This is a genomic window from Ruegeria sp. AF5, from assembly GCF_056541905.1.
Window position 1 is genome coordinate 73,040 of the sequence record NZ_JBQFYZ010000003.1, and the last position, 13,400, is coordinate 86,439.

Consider the following 13,400-nt stretch of genomic DNA (forward strand, 5'->3'; position numbering starts at 1 on the left):
TTAGTGTTGCAAAGCGAAAAAAATCGAACATAAACATTGACCATACGAAGGATGTTCTGGCAAATGCCTGTCATCCATCCTGACAAGGAATCATTGGCATGCAGTCAGCGGACGTTCAGACAACGGACCTTTTTATCATCGGGGGCGGGATCAATGGTTGCGGCATCGCTCGGGATGCTGCTGGTCGCGGGCTGTCAGTTACATTGGCAGAGATGAATGATCTGGCCTCGGCCACATCATCAGCCTCGACGAAATTGTTTCATGGCGGGTTACGCTACCTGGAGTATTTCGAAATCCGTCTGGTCCGTGAGGCTCTGATCGAGCGTGAAACCCTGTTGCGCGCGATGCCGCATATCAGCTGGCCGATGCGCTTTGTGCTGCCCTACCACAAGGACATGCGGTTTGACTCGGAAACGCCGACCTCCCGGCTGCTCAGTACGGTCATGCCGTGGATGCGGGGGCGGCGTCCGGCTTGGCTGATCCGGTTGGGTTTGTTCATGTATGACAATCTGGGTGGCCGCAAAATTCTGCCGGGCACCACATCACTGAACCTGCGATCGGCTCCGGAAGGCGTCCCGTTACAGGACAAGTTCGAAACGGCTTATGAATACTCTGATTGCTGGATCGAAGATTCACGGTTGGTGGTCCTGAATGCCCGCGACGCCGAGGCGCGCGGTGCGCAGATCATGGTGCGAACCGAGGTGATTTCGGCCGAGCGGGTGGACGACCTTTGGCAGATATCCATTCGTAATCGCAACAGCGGCGAAACCCGTCTTGTCCGGGCCAGAATGCTGATCAACGCGGGTGGCCCTTGGGTCGGTGACATCATCCAGACCAAGATCCGTGTCAACTCACGCGAGGGTGTTCGGCTTGTTCGGGGCAGCCATATTGTGACGCCCCGGCTGTATGACCACGACAAGTGCTATTTTTTTCAAGGCGAAGACGGCCGCATCATTTTCGCCATACCATACGAGCAGGATTTTACCCTGATCGGCACAACGGATCAGGATCACCCAGACCCTGACACGAAACCCGTCTGTACCGAGGCCGAGCAGGAGTATCTGTGCGCTTTCGCATCGAAGTATTTCAAGCGCGCTGTGACCCGCGAAGATGTTGTGTGGACCTATTCCGGTGTGCGGCCGCTTTATGATGACGGCGCCAGCAGTGCCACCGCCGCAACGCGGGATTACACGCTGAAGGTCGATGCGCAGGGTGGGGCGCCTGTATTGAACGTGTTTGGCGGCAAGATCACCACCTATCGACGGCTTGCGGAAAGTGCTCTGGAGAAGGTTGGTGAATTTTTTCCGAATATGCCGGGCCCCTGGACCGCCGGTGTGACGCTGCCGGGCGGTGACTTTCCGGTTGACGCTGTTGAAGCCCTGACTGATCAGCTTTTGGCCAGGTATCCGTTTCTGGGTGCCGCCTGGGCTGCACGCCTGATCAGGGCCTATGGAACCGAAGCAACAGATGTCCTTGGGGATGCGCAGCAGCTGTCTGATCTGGGTGAGGATTTTGGCGCAACCCTGACCGAGCGGGAGGTCGCGTGGCTGATCGACAAGGAATATGCACGGACCGCCGAAGATGTCGTCTGGAGGCGCAACAAGCTGGGCCTGCGACTGAGTGCGGAGCAGATCGCGCGGATCGACGGTTGGATGGCTGAACGGCTGGCCCCCGGCAAGGCCTGATCCATCTTTCTATCCTCTTGGCGGGTGATGCGTGTTGTGCTAGCCGTTGGTCACGGTCGGCAGACACCGAGGCGTCGCTGCTCTTAACCAGAGTGCTAAACCTGCCAGTGTAATTGAAACTATCGCAACCATCAGGGCGTTGTTTCGTCAAGTCAGCGACCAACGATCGCGCAAACGCCCGATATGGATTTGTGATGAGCAAAACTCCTGTACCCTTGCACGCCGATGATTTGACCGGATTCGTGCGCACCCTGTCCCAACAGCTTGGCGGCTCCAGCCCGTCGCACCTGACACTGATGAATATGGTCGCTCGTGCCGCCGGGTTTCAGAACGTGCAACATATGCGCGCCACCAGTGCTGCTGCCAGGCGAATCAAGGCCCGTCCGAAACAACCGGCTGCTGACATGCGCACGGTTGAGCGTACATTGCACCTGTTCGACGCACAAGGCAGGCTTCGACAATGGCCGTCAAAACGATCGGTGCAGACTTTGTCTTTGTGGGGGCTCTGGTCTGCGATACCGGCAGCCGCGGTGCTGCAAGAGGGTGAGGTCAACGTGTGCCTCAATGCCGAACATTGTTTTGATGACCCTGCAACCCTGCGCCGGACCATGATTTCCTGTGGGCTGCTGACACGGAACCGGGATGGATCGGATTATCGCCGGGTCGAGCAGGCACCGACACCAGAAGCAAAGGTGGTGATCCGGGAACTCTCTGAACGTCGGCGGGGAAGACCAGACTGACGCCAGAAAAAAGCCCCGCTGATGGGCGGGGCTTTGATCGGATCAGGCCGCTTCTTCTGAAGGGCCGGGATCGTTTTTGCTGCCTTTCAGCCACTCACGCATGCTTTGCATCAGGGCGTAGAGGACAGGCACCACGATCACGCCAACCAGCGTCGCGGCCAACATGCCACCGAACACGGCGACACCGATGGCTTTCTGGCTGGCCGCACCCGCACCATTGGCAGCCAGCAGCGGTACGACCCCCAACAGGAAAGACAGGGCAGTCATCATAACAGCGCGGAACCGCTGATGAGCGGCCTCGACGGCAGCGTCCTTGATCGAAAGACCCTTGGCGCGCTGTTCCATTGCAAACTCGACGATCAGAATGCCGTTCTTCGAAGCAAGGCCCACCAGCATGATCATACCGATCTGCGTATAGAGGTTTATGTCACTGCCAACGATGGCAACCGCGGCCACCGCCCCGAACAGGGCCACGACCACTGACAGCAGGATCGAGACCGGCATAGTCCAGCTTTCATACTGTCCCACAAGAAACAGGTAACCGAATAGGATGGCCAGCCCCAGAATAATGATCACCAGGCTGCCGGACGCCAACTGTTGTTGTGCCGTCCCCGTCCATTCGAACGAGTATCCCGGCGGCAGGGCCGAAGCAGAGACCTCTGTCATCGCTGTGATCGCATCGCCGCTGGACAGGCCCGGCGCTGGCACCGCTGTCACCGTTGCCGACCGGAACAGGTTATGCCGTTTCAGCAGAACCGGCCCCAAGACGTTTTCCACGTCAATCAGGGTACCCAGTGGCACCATGTCGCCCTTCTGTGAACGCACATAGAGGCTGGCAATGTCATCGACATTGTCGCGATAGCTGCCTTCCGCCTGGATCATTACGCGATAGACGCGACCAAACAGGTTGAAGTCGTTGACATAATACGACCCCAGCTGGGCTTGCATGGTCTGGAAGATTTCAGCCACCGAGACGTCCAGTGTTTTGGCTTTCTCGCGGTCCAGATCCACGAACAGCTGCGGAACGTTGGCACGGAATGTCGTATAGGCCTGCCCGATCTCGGGGCGCTGGTTGGCCGAATAGACAAACGACCCCACAGCCGAAGCCAGATCCTGCGGCGAGCCGCCTCCGGTTTGCTGCACCTCCATCTCAACCCCGGCAGACATGCCAAGACCCTGAATTGGTGGCGGGTTGAAGGCAACGGTCGAGGCTGCGGTTTCGTTATTCGCGATGGCCAGCACCTTGCCCAGAATGGCCTTGGCGCTCAGGTCCTCCTCCTGCCGTTCGGCCCAGTTGTCGAGGTTCACGAAGATGGCAGCGCCGTTGGTAATTGTGCCGTTCAGCAATGAAAAGCCATTGATCAGAACGGTGCTGGACACACCCGGGATCTCGCGTATCTGGTCATCGAGGCGCTTTGTCACGGCCTCGGTCCGTTCCAGTGTCGCGGCGTCAGGCAGTTGCACGTCGACAAAGAGATAGCCATTGTCTTCCAGTGGGATGAACCCGGCGGACGTGTTCGACATGATTGCCCCTGTTCCCATGCCGAGCCCAACCACGATGGCCAGCGCGATAGCCGGAAAGACAAGCAGTTTGCGAACAATGGCGACATAGCCGTTGCGAACGCCACCAATGAAGTTTTCGAACAGTGCAAGCAGCCCTTTGGGCGGCCCTGAGCGGGCCTTAAGGACCAGCCCACACAGCGCGGGCGACAGTGTCAGCGCGTTGATGGACGAGATCACAACAGCGGTCGAGATCGTGACAGCGAACTGAGAGTACAGCCGCCCTGAGATGCCCGGCATGAAGGTCACGGGCACGAATACCGCCAGCAATACCAGCGTGGTCGCGATGACCGGGCCTGTGATCTGCCCCATCGCCTTACGGGTGGCTTCTGCCGGGGGCAGCCCCTCATCAGCGATGATGCGCTCGACGTTTTCGACCACGACGATGGCGTCATCAACCACGATCCCAATGGCCAATACCAGCGCGAACAGCGAGATCGTGTTCAACGACATGCCGAAGGCCAGCAAGAAAGCAAACGTGCCGATCAGTGAGACCGGGATGGCAACCGCGGGGATGATCGTCGCGCGCCAACTTCCCAGGAACACAAAAACGACCGAGATCACGAGGGTGAAGGTCAGGATCAGTGTCGATACGACGTCATTCAAAGAAGCTTCGACAAAGTCTGTCGTGTTGAAGGGTACTTCATATTCGACATCCGTCGGGAATGCGCGGGACAGCCGCTCCAGTTCCGTCTGCACGCGCTCTGAAACGGCGAGGGCGTTTGCGCCGGGGGCTTGATAGATACCGATCACGGTGGCCGGCACGGACTGAAAATAACCGGACGCCGAGTAGAACTGTGCGCCAAGCTCAACCCGGGCGATGTCCCTTACGCGGACAATTGCGCCAGCATCTCCGGTACGGATCACGATATCGCCAAATTCTTCGGCTGACGTCAGTCGACCTTTGGATTTGATCGTGTATTGAAAGGTCTGCCCTTCGGGCACAGGCGGTGCACCGATCGACCCGGCAGACACTTCGATATTCTGTTCGCGGATCGCGTTGATTACATCGCCTGGTGTGATGGACAGGGCTGCCATCTTGTCAGGGTCCATCCAGACCCGCATGGCGTATTCAAGGTTGGTCAGAACATCAGCCTTACCCACGCCTTGCACACGCGCCAGCGCATCGCGCAGGTTGATTGAGGCATAGTTGGAAAGAAACACGCTGTCATAGGTGCCATTGGGCGAGGTCAGCGTGACCAGCATCAGCATATTGGTCGACGATTTTTGTGTGACAACGCCCGAAGATGTCACTTCGGCGGGCAACGACGACATTGCCTGCGCCACCCGGTTCTGCACGTTGACCGAGGCGATATCGGGGTCGGTGCCAACTTCGAAGGTTACGTCCAACGAATACGAGCCGTTGTCAGACGATCTGGACGTCATGTAGATCATGTCGTCCACACCGTTGACCTGCGCCTCGATCGGTGCGGCAACGGTGTTTTCCACTGTCTCCGCATTTGCGCCGGTGTATTTGGTGGAGACGTTGACCACGGGCGGGGTAATGTCCGGGAACTGCGCGACCGGCAGCACCAGATAACCGATGCCACCCATGATGGTCAGCACCAGCGAGATGACAAACGCCAGCTTTGGCCGGCTGATGAACAGGGCTGAGAACATCGATTACTCTCCCGGCTGTTCAGAGGCGACGACCGCGTCAACAGCCACGCCGGGGCGGACCCGTTGCAGGCCCTCGACAATCACGCTTTCGCCTTCACGCAAACCTTCGGTAACGATGATGGCGGTACCTTCCGTGTTGCCTGTGGTGATGTATCGCTGCTCCACCATCTGTTTGTCGTTTACTACAAGCACAAAGTCACCGCGCTGGTCGCGTTGCAGCGCAGCTTGCGGCACCAGAACTTGCAAGGTCGGTTGCAACGCTTCGATCTGCACATTCACGAATGCACCGTCCAGGATCAAACGGTCGGCATTTTCGAACTGGGCGCGCATTGTGATCGCGCCGGTCAACGGGTCGATACGATTGTCAACAAATACGATCCTGCCCGTTTCATCCAGCTTTGTTCCATTTGGCAGCGTGATATGCACATTGGGGCTTTGCGGGCTGTCCGCAAGAGAAGCGGAATTTGCGCCAACGGTCTGAAGAACCGAAGTAAAGAGTTTTTCGTTGAGCGAGAAATTCACATAGATCGGCGTCTCGCTTACAATGTTCACCAGCGGCGGGTTGGTCGGGCCGACCACATCACCGACACTGGTGGTGATGCTGCCTATACGTCCATCAAAAGGCGCGTGGATCTGTGTATAGCTGAGGTCCAGTTCGGCCTGCTGGATCGCTGCATTTGCGGCCTTGACCTGAGCCTCGGCGACCAGTTCGTTGGCCCGCGCGATGTCGCGTTCGGATTCAGGTGTCGCGTCGCGCTTGTAAAGCTCTTCCTTACGCGCCAGGTCCACCTTGGCCAACTCAAGATTTGCCTCGGCCCGGTTCAGATCGGCTTTTCGGGCCTCCAATGTCGCCTCGTAAAGGTCAGGTTCGATGGTGAACAACAGGTCGCCTTCCTTGACCGTAGCCCCATCCTCGACATTCCGGCTGTTGAGAAAACCGTTCACGCGGGCCACGATATCGACCTTATTGATCGCCTGAGCGCGCCCTATGAAGGAAGCCTCGTCGGTGATTTCCTCGGTGTAGGCGGCCGCAATCGTAACTTTCGGTGCCGCCCCTTCGTCCTGTGCAGTTGCAGGTTGGGCCAGTCCCAGGGATATCAGCAATAATGCGGTGGCGATTGGATTGCGGACCTGAGTTAGAAAAGGGAAAACTTGGGACATGGCGAAAGCCTCGTGCATTTCAGAAACAATTGGTGTCCATCCCGGCGGTCACAAACGCGCGAGTCGACAAAACTTGTTTGCAGGATGGCTTGTTTGCCACGAATTCTCAAGCGCGATGAATCCCGAGGTGGTTTGCGATGACGCCAAAAATTACAGCAACTAAGCTGGTTTAGGTGTCGGCCCGTTCCGAGGTGCCGAACGAAAACAGGGGCCAACGGCCCCCGTTCGAGCTTTCGAATATCAGGGCGGTCAGCCGCGTTTACCGGCGAATTTTGCCTGCCATTCTTCGCGCTGTTCGTCTGTGATCTTGGCGAACAGAACGTCTGGCACGGTAAAGTCGTGACCCGCGGGTAGCGCGTTCAACGCTGCGGCCACGTCTTCCGGCCAGCTGGTGTCGAGCGTGTTCATGGCGCTTAGCATCTTGGCCGAGGTATCAGGGATGAACGGCGCGCTGAGCACGGCATAGAACCGGATCAGGTTCAGGCCCAGGCGTACTTGTGCAGCGGCCTGTTTGGGGTCTTCCTTGAAGGTTGACCACGGTGCCGCTGCTTGCAGGTATTCGTTGCCAGCCACCCAGATGGCACGCAGTTCCTGAGCCGACTTGCGGACATCCATTGCTTCCATATGCGCCTCGTAAGCGCGGACGCGTTTGGTGAGTTCGTCGATCAGAGCGTTCTCACGCTCGCCAAAGTCACCGCCTTCGGGCACCACCTCACCGAATTTCGAGCGGCAGAACTTGGTGATGCGGCTGACGAAGTTGCCTAGAACATCGGCCAGATCCTTGTTCACCGATTGCTGGAAGTTTTCCCACGTGAACTCGCTGTCGCTGCTTTCCGGCGCATGGCTCAGCAGCCACCACCGCCAGTAGTCGGCTGGAAGAATCTCGAGCGCCTGATCCATAAAAACGCCACGCCCCTGCGAGGTCGAGAACTGGCCGCCGTCGTAATTCAGGTAGTTGAAGGATTTCAGGTGGTCGACCATTTTCCACAGCTCGCCCGATCCCAGAATAGTGGCGGGGAAAGAAAGCGTGTGAAACGGCACATTGTCCTTGCCCATGAACTGGACATAGCGCACATCGTCCGCGCCCTTATCGGTGCGCCACCAGCGTTCCCACTCGGAATCGGGTTTCCCCGTGGAATCCGCCCATTCCTTGGCACAGGCGATGTATTCAATCGGCGCGTCGAACCAGACATAGAAGACCTTGCCTTCCATACCGGGCCAGTCCTGATCGCCTTTCTTGACCGGAACACCCCAGTCCAGATCGCGGGTGATCCCCCGGTCTTGCAACCCGTCGCCATCATGCAGCCATTTCTTGGCAATGGATGTGGTTAGGATCGGCCAGTCGGTTTTGCTGTCAATCCAGGCATCCAGCTGATCCTTCATTGCCGATTGGCGCAGATAGAGGTGCTTGGTCTCGCGCACTTCCAGATCCGTCGAGCCCGAAATGGCCGAGCGCGGCTCGATCAGGTCCGTCGGATCCAACTGCTTGGTGCAGTTTTCACACTGGTCGCCACGTGCGTTCTCGTATCCGCAATTGGGGCAGGTGCCTTCGATATAGCGGTCGGGAAGAAAGCGACCATCCGCGTTGGAGTAAATTTGCTTTTCCGTGACCTCACGGATCAACCCGGCCTCATCCAGCTTTCCGGCAAAATGTTGGGTCAGCTTTTTATTCTGCTCGCTGGATGAGCGGCCAAAGTGATCAAAGCTCATCCCAAAACGCTTGGCGATGTCGGCCTGAATTTCGTACATGTCCGCGCAATACTCGGCCACCGGCTTTCCAGCTTTGGCAGCGGCCAGTTCGGCCGGGGTGCCGTGTTCGTCTGTGGCGCACAGGAACATGACCTCGTTCCCCCGGCCACGCTGGTAGCGTGCATACAAGTCGGCAGGCAGTTGCGAGCCGATCAGATTGCCGAGATGCTTGATCCCATTGATGTAAGGGATCGCCGAAGTGATGAGAATCCGAGCCATATTCCGTTTCCGCATATCTAACTGCGCGTTCGTCTAACCTAAGTCACCGCTCAGCAAAAGCCCGGTTTCGTAGATGACTGGAATAACTCTGATTTGTAACGCGCGCCTGATGGGACGACCAAGCCGCCGATGGCCGTTGTAATACTGTCAGATTGTGGTCAGCCAATACGCAGACTCTGCGCAATGCAGGGCTGCGGGTCCGCTTTTCATTCCTCGCGGGCGCGTTTCAGCAACCTTCCGACCGTAAAGGATGTACGTGGTGCGTAGACGTAATTGGTTCTTTCCGCGGGTGTTGGACGCGACCGCATCCGGGCCAGGCCGAAACCGATCAGGAATACGTGGCCGACCGCAACAAATGCAAACAGCGCGCTGGGGCCGAAATCCTGGATCAGTGTTGACGTGATATAGGGTGACGCAATAGCCCCCAGCGCGTACCAGAACATCAAGGCGGCAGACAACTCGACCCTTTGTTCGGTTGTCGCAAAATCGTTGGCATGTGCGGATGACACCGAAAAGATTGGGAATGTCGTGAACCCAAAAAGCGCCGCTGCAAGCATGACACCGACGGTTCCCGTGTCGCTTGCCGCCATTGTGACCCCGCAGCTTAGCACCGCCGCGACCGAAAGCCAGATCAAGACCCAGCGCCGGTCGTATTTGTCCGCGAGCCATCCCATCGGATACTGCGCCAGCGCCCCGCCCAGAACGAAAGAGGCGAGGAAGAAGGCGATTTGATCCACTCCCAACCCGACTTCCTGACCGTAGACGGGCCCGACCATTCGGAAAGATGCTGAACTGAGTGCCGAAACAATGACGCCCGCGACGGCCAACGGCGAACTGTGCCATGCCAGTTTCGGGCGCAGGCGGGGGGCGTCGGGCGTCTTCGGCTGACTTGCGCGTGTCAGTGTCAGCGGCAGCAATGAGGCGCAGCAAAGGATCGCCAAGAGGTTATAGGAAACATACGAGGCGGGTGGCAGGACGGCGATGATCAACTGAGCACTCAGCGAGGCACCCATATCGACGATGCGATAGGTGCCCATGGCTCGTCCACGTGTCTCATTGGTCACTTTTGCATTCAGCCACGCTTCGATGACAGTGTAACTACCTGCCACACATGTGCCCGAGGCGATGCGCAACGCCGCCCATACATAAGGATTGTCTGTCAGGGTGTGCCCGATCAACCCCATCGCGCCCAGCGCTGTGCATACGGCAAATGCGCGGGAATGCCCGACACTGCCCATCAGTCGCGGCGCCCACCAGCAACCTATGAAAAAGCCAAGGAAATGCGCTGAACCCAGCATACCGATCTGTTCGGTCGAAAAGCTTAAGGTGATCCCGGAAATGGCATCAAGTGGCCCGACGCCGCCCGTTGAAAGCTGAAGCAGAATGACCGAAAGAAACAGGGCGGCAAATGAAATGATCGTGCGCATGGTTTTCTCAGATAGGCGGCGTCACCGGACAATGCGCGCAACTATTCGACTTTATCCAGTCGTTTTTTGCTTTTTGTCGATTAGGTTGCACGAATGATCTCGGCACGTATGTCCAGTCCGACGTTTTGTCCTACCAGATCGGGATAACCCGAGGCACCGAAATCGTGCCGGTTCAATGTCCCGGTCAAACCTATGGACAGGCGGTTGAGGTCGTTCGCGGCTGTTCCGGGCTGGCGGTATAGGTTGGCATCCAAAGTTATGGGGTGCGTCACATCTCGGATACTCAGTTCCCCCGTGACACGAGCACCATTCGATATGCGCCCATCGGCCCCCAATTGAATGTCAGTCGATACGAATTGAATTGTCGGGTAGGTTTCGGCGCCCAAAACACCGGGGCCGAGCATCGGCATGCGGGCAAAGGGCAAGCGTGTTCTGGCCTTGTTGACATCCAGCACCACCGTGACCCGGCTGTTTTGCAGGCGGTGCATGTCAATCTGTACGTCCGCCTGCCGGATCGGCATTGATCCGGTCTGAGGGATACCTGACAGATCAAAGGTAAAACCAACCACGGTGGCTTTCGTTGACAAAATGTATGGCTGCAACGCGGCTTGCACCGTACGGGCCAAAGGCAGAGCCACCATCCCTGCAAGCACCAAGCGGCGGGTCAGGTGTGTCACGCCATGACCGTGTCCCGTCTGGGGCGGGATCTTTTGATCAACATCAGAACGATGGCAATGTTCAAACCGTTCCAAAGAATTCCGTTGACGAAGGCCAGGTGGTAACTTCCGGTGACATCGTAAATCCAGCCTGACATCCAGCCGCCAAGCGCCATGCCAAGGATGGTCATCATCAAGACGAATCCGACCCGCGCCCCGGCGTCCTGCGGCGGCATGTATTCACGGACAACCAAAGCGTAGCTGGGCACGATGCCACCCTGCGCCAGACCGAACAGCAAGCTGATCACATAAAGTGAGACCATCCCGTCATATGGCAGGAACAGGAACAGGGCGATGCACTGCAAGACTGAGCCGATCAAGAGCGTCATGACGCCGCCCAGACGGTCGGCCAACAGGCCCGAGAGAATACGGCTGGCGACGCCACCTAGCAGCATCAGCGATAGCATTTCGGCCCCCACTGCGGGGCCGTATCCCAGCCCGACGCAATACGACACGATATGGACCTGTGGCATGGACATCGCTACGCAGCATCCAATACCAGCCAGGCCAAGGATGTACTGTAACACGCGTGGTGAAACGCCGACAGTGCGCGCGTTGATCCGGGCTGTGGCCGCGGCTGTGCTGTGTGCTTCGACCGGGACCTGACGACGCAACAGCAAGGACAGGGGGATGACAATCAGCAGCGTCAATAGCGCCAATGTCAGGTAGACCTGTTGCCAGCCATCCCGTAACAGAATGCCGGACAGCAGGGTGGGCCAGATTGCGCCAGAGATATAGTTTCCGCTGGCCACCAATGCGACGGCGAACCCACGCCGCTTCATGAACCAGTGCGAGATATCGGCGATCAAGGGGCCAAACCCGATCGATGTTCCCAGCCCGACCAGCAGATGCGCCGCAGATAGTAGTGTTATATTCGGGGCCAGCGTTGCCAATAGATAGCTGAAGGCGCTTAATACAGCGGCGCCGATCAGGGCGCGTGTCACGCCCAGCCGGTCCACCAGTTGTCCTAGCCACATATTGCCCAGCGCAAATCCGATCATCGTAAGCGTATATGGCATCGAGGCTTCGGCGCGACTGGCGCCGAATTCTGCTTCGACAGTAGGCATGACCACGATGACCGCCCACATCCCTACATTCGCCACAGTTGCGATGGCGAGCGTGATCAGAAGGCGAATCCAGGAATAGCGGCTGTCATGGATCGGATGGCTCATGCGGCGACGCTAGGGTGCGATCCGGAGTTTGGCGAGTCACATCTTGCGTGATCCTTGCGGCTTCACGTCAGAATGTCCTCTGTTTCAATGCGTTTCAGGTGCAGACCGGTGCGGGCAGCAGTCTGAGTGGCCTGCCAGCTGACCGGGGGCAGGGCGCGGGCGCGGCGGCGGGTCAGGGTCCAGTGTCTGGTATCTCCCTGATGGGCGGCGGCCATGTGCCAGCGTGTCTCAACCCCTTGTGCGCCGCCATCACCGGGCGTCAGCAGCAAGCCAAGCGGGGCTTGGCCCATCGTACCGCCTTGTTCTGCGGCCAGATGCATCCGCCGCACCGGCGTCAGCCCCGGCGCGCCGGGCAGGTCGCCTATGATCAGCGGGATGGCCCCGCTGCGCAGCGCCTCTTCAATACACCATAACAGATCTTCGGCGCGGGTGGGGTGGACGAACAGAAAACGCGCCGGATCAGCAAAAGCCATAATTCCGTCGGGGTTCAGTTGGGCGGGCTCCCACGCGGGGGAAATCCACAGCACGGGACCCTGTGTCTGACCGGCCAGCCAGATGGCAAAGCTGCGTCGGGCGGGGCCGCAAGCCTCGTGCACGCGACCCGGTTGCAGGGTGATCTGCGAATGGAGATTTATCCCCGGGATCTGACGTGCAGGTTTGGGACCAAGAAGCTGAGCAGACATGCCCGCAAGCTATCATGTTCCACTTTTGTTCTCAAGAGGTGAGGAGCATCAACGGGACAGGATCAGCTTGCCATCCGCAAACTGAATGCTTGAAAAACGGTGCAGATATTCCATCCCCAAAAGAGACTTATCCAGTTCGCCCTCGTTGACCCAGGCCGAAACGTTCTGATCCGTAATGGGTCCTATCGTCAGGGTCTCAAGCCGCACCGGCGCGGTACGCACCTCACCGTTTGCAGTCAAGGCGCGCCCGAAATAGTTCAGCTGATCGGGATCAATGCCTGCCCGTTTGGCATCCCGCGCGTTCAACACGATCTGGCTGGCACCGGTGTCGACAAGAAAGGTGATCAGCTCACCATTCACCAGAACCGGAAGGTAATAATGGCCATCATAAGCGCGGGGAACCTCAACCGAGTTACCGGTGACACTCATCTGCGGCGCGGGAGCGACCGAGGAACGAATATCCTCCCACAGACCGACCAGTGCAATGACCCCGACAAAAATGAACACCCATGCCATGACCTGCTGAAACGTCTTGCCAAGCGACTGCCGATTATGCGTGACAAACCACATCAGCAGCGCCGCCCCCAGCAGGGCCAGATAGATCAGGCGTCCAATATCGAAACTGTCCATGCGGTTCCCGGAAATCCCCTTAACCTTGTTAATATGGG

General features: G+C 58.1%; 10 protein-coding genes. 2 read left to right on the plus strand and 8 right to left on the minus strand.

From position 1 onward, the window contains the following. Window positions 1-98: 98 nt before the first annotated feature. Window positions 99-1,685, plus strand: coding sequence for a glycerol-3-phosphate dehydrogenase (glpD, locus tag ACR0DS_RS06580; RefSeq protein ID WP_480558589.1), 1,587 nt, complete (start codon window positions 99-101; stop codon window positions 1,683-1,685). A 194-nt stretch (window positions 1,686-1,879) separates the two neighbouring features. Next, window positions 1,880-2,425: a DUF2087 domain-containing protein gene (locus ACR0DS_RS06585; protein ID WP_480558587.1), complete on the plus strand. Its 546-nt coding sequence runs from the start codon at window positions 1,880-1,882 to the stop codon at window positions 2,423-2,425. A gap of 42 nt (window positions 2,426-2,467) precedes the next feature. Here the strand turns inward: ACR0DS_RS06585 and ACR0DS_RS06590 are convergent, their stop codons facing one another. From ACR0DS_RS06590 to ACR0DS_RS06625, 8 genes are all read right to left on the minus strand, one after another. Beyond that, complete coding sequence (locus ACR0DS_RS06590) at window positions 2,468-5,605, minus strand: efflux RND transporter permease subunit (RefSeq protein ID WP_480558585.1); 3,138 nt, start codon at window positions 5,603-5,605, stop codon at window positions 2,468-2,470. A gap of 3 nt (window positions 5,606-5,608) precedes the next feature. Beyond that, entirely contained in the window at window positions 5,609-6,766 is a 1,158-nt protein-coding gene (locus tag ACR0DS_RS06595; RefSeq protein ID WP_480481277.1) for an efflux RND transporter periplasmic adaptor subunit, read from the minus strand. Window positions 6,767-7,015: 249 nt separating this feature from the next. Next, a complete protein-coding gene (metG, locus tag ACR0DS_RS06600; protein ID WP_480558584.1) occupies window positions 7,016-8,734 on the minus strand; it encodes a methionine--tRNA ligase in 1,719 nt (572 codons plus the stop codon). Window positions 8,735-8,940: 206 nt separating this feature from the next. Then, a complete protein-coding gene (locus ACR0DS_RS06605; RefSeq protein ID WP_480485858.1) occupies window positions 8,941-10,161 on the minus strand; it encodes an MFS transporter in 1,221 nt (406 codons plus the stop codon). 80 nt (window positions 10,162-10,241) lie between these two features. After that, the gene (locus ACR0DS_RS06610; protein WP_480558583.1) at window positions 10,242-10,838 is read right to left on the minus strand and encodes a YceI family protein; all 597 of its coding nucleotides are present in this window, start codon (window positions 10,836-10,838) and stop codon (window positions 10,242-10,244) included. Then, entirely contained in the window at window positions 10,835-12,049 is a 1,215-nt protein-coding gene (locus ACR0DS_RS06615; RefSeq protein ID WP_480558581.1) for an MFS transporter, read from the minus strand. Before ACR0DS_RS06615 ends, ACR0DS_RS06610 begins: the two co-directional genes overlap by 4 nt. 62 nt (window positions 12,050-12,111) lie before the next feature. Further along, window positions 12,112-12,732 (minus strand): ImuA family protein, encoded by a 621-nt coding sequence (locus tag ACR0DS_RS06620; RefSeq protein WP_480558579.1) that lies wholly within the window; start codon window positions 12,730-12,732, stop codon window positions 12,112-12,114. Between the two features lie 48 nt (window positions 12,733-12,780). Then, window positions 12,781-13,362 carry a retropepsin-like aspartic protease family protein gene (locus ACR0DS_RS06625; RefSeq protein ID WP_480481265.1) on the minus strand — a complete coding sequence of 194 codons (582 nt, stop codon included), beginning with the start codon at window positions 13,360-13,362 and terminating at the stop codon, window positions 12,781-12,783. Window positions 13,363-13,400: the final 38 nt, after the last annotated feature.

Excerpts from the sequence above, each read along its gene's own strand:
- ACR0DS_RS06595 (WP_480481277.1), bottom strand. The coding sequence starts at position 6,766 with ATGTCCCAAGTTTTCCCTTTTCTAACTCAGGTCCGCAATCCAATCGCC.
- ACR0DS_RS06590 (WP_480558585.1), bottom strand. The coding sequence starts at position 5,605 with ATGTTCTCAGCCCTGTTCATCAGCCGGCCAAAGCTGGCGTTTGTCATC.
- ACR0DS_RS06615 (WP_480558581.1), bottom strand. The coding sequence starts at position 12,049 with ATGAGCCATCCGATCCATGACAGCCGCTATTCCTGGATTCGCCTTCTG.
- ACR0DS_RS06585 (WP_480558587.1), top strand. The coding sequence starts at position 1,880 with ATGAGCAAAACTCCTGTACCCTTGCACGCCGATGATTTGACCGGATTC.
- glpD (WP_480558589.1), top strand. The coding sequence starts at position 99 with ATGCAGTCAGCGGACGTTCAGACAACGGACCTTTTTATCATCGGGGGC.
- ACR0DS_RS06625 (WP_480481265.1), bottom strand. The coding sequence starts at position 13,362 with ATGGACAGTTTCGATATTGGACGCCTGATCTATCTGGCCCTGCTGGGG.
- ACR0DS_RS06605 (WP_480485858.1), bottom strand. The coding sequence starts at position 10,161 with ATGCGCACGATCATTTCATTTGCCGCCCTGTTTCTTTCGGTCATTCTG.
- ACR0DS_RS06620 (WP_480558579.1), bottom strand. The coding sequence starts at position 12,732 with ATGTCTGCTCAGCTTCTTGGTCCCAAACCTGCACGTCAGATCCCGGGG.
- metG (WP_480558584.1), bottom strand. The coding sequence starts at position 8,734 with ATGGCTCGGATTCTCATCACTTCGGCGATCCCTTACATCAATGGGATC.